Source organism: Streptomyces sp. NPDC002790, from assembly GCF_040295505.1.
Lineage (GTDB): Bacteria > Actinomycetota > Actinomycetes > Streptomycetales > Streptomycetaceae > Streptomyces.
The window spans coordinates 1-1475 of record NZ_JBEOVM010000242.1; the positions used below are offsets into that span (position 1 = coordinate 1).

Genomic DNA, 1475 nt, shown 5'->3' on the forward strand with positions numbered 1-1475 from the left:
ACACCCGCAAGCCCGAGGCCCCTCGCCACAACGACGACGTGACCGTGATCGGATGCCCGGCGCTGGAGAAGCTCGGCGGCGACACAGCCGCCGGCACCGGTCTCGACTTCGCCCGCAAGGCGAAGGTGGCCTTCACCTACACCGCCAGCAGCACCTCCGAGGTCAGCGAGGAGCTGTACAGCGACAGCCCGGCGAAGCTGTCCAAGGGCATCTCGAAGGTCTTCGACGCGATGCTCTCCTGCCCCTCCTATCAGGTGGCGTCGGGCAGCACGCTCGTCGACATGGGCACTGCCAAGTCGGCCGCGCCGGAACTCGGCGACGAGCAGTGGAGCCAGCTGCTCACCTTCTCCGCCGGCGGGCAGCGCAGCGTCGTCAAGCAGACGGCCATCCGCACCTGCAACATCCTGGTCCTCGTGTCCGGCTCGCCGGGCCTCGTGGACGCCCACCTGAACAAGGCGCTCGCCAAGGCGCGCGCCGCACGCTGACCCGCTCCTGCATCTGCCCCGGTGTCCGAGCCTGCCCTCCCGGCCGGCACGGCACCGGGGTTTCGTCGTTTGGCCCTGGAGCCGCGGCGGCACGGGGGATCAGCCGTCGAGGCGGAGTTCGCCTGGCTCGTAGCGGAGCTGGAAGGTCTGGGCGTGCTCCTCGTGCATCCAGTACAGGGTCATGGTCGACAGCATGCTGCGCTTGACGTACCGGGTCCGCGAGGGCATTCCTTCATCCTGCGCGACAATCCACCTTTCTACCCGTTCCGGCAGACCGAATCGCAGCGCGTACGCCTCGGGGTGCTCCGCCGAGCGCAGTTCCCAAACGGGGTGAGAGGCAGGCTGATTGACGCGGCGAAGGCGCACCGCGTGCGTGGGATGCTCTCTCGCGTAGTCCACGAATGAGTACAGATCGTCCGATGCCAGTCCCAGAACGAACGGGGCCGCGGGGAACGCCAGGACCAGACCGAGCTGTGACCGGCTATACAATGCCTGAGCCAAATCATCGAGTGGGCCGCGAATCGAGTCGGGCAGTTCGATGTGCCCCGGATCCATTCCCAGCAGCGGGCCGCGAAGATAGGTCCGCATATCGCGCACCTTCGGCCGCTCGGCGGCCGAACTCGCCTTGAGGACTGCGTGAATGGCGTCAGCGGTGTCCTTGACGAGGTTGCGCAGTACGGCGAAATCCGGCGCGGACAGGTCGATCAGGGATATCTGATGAGCCAGCGCGTAATCCTGTGCCGCCGGGCTGAAGCCGGCGGTGGAGAAGATCGCGTAGCTGTAGCGGTATCGCGTCCGTGGCCGACCGGTCCCGGGAGCGGTGAGCGTGGTGATCTCACCCTCGTTCACGTCATGGATCACGCCGTGGCCGTTCCGCACGGTGTGCAGCTGCACCTTCGTGGCCACGTACTTTGCTTCGACGAACAGTCGAACCGGCAGGGAGAACGGTGGGACGTAGCGGAACTGTCCGAGGGCGTCGACCTGGTGCCA

Annotated in this window: 2 protein-coding genes; one reads left to right on the plus strand and one right to left on the minus strand. The window is 66.8% G+C overall.

The genetic code is table 11. From position 1 onward, the window contains the following. Positions 1-485, plus strand: a 485-nt coding sequence (locus ABT004_RS36455; RefSeq protein WP_351346133.1) for a hypothetical protein, incomplete at its 5' end; no start/stop codon positions are given. A 99-nt stretch (positions 486-584) separates the two neighbouring features. Here ABT004_RS36455 and ABT004_RS36460 read toward each other — a convergent pair. Further along, a partial coding sequence (locus ABT004_RS36460) for a hypothetical protein (RefSeq protein ID WP_351346136.1) occupies positions 585-1475 on the minus strand: 891 nt, incomplete at its 5' end.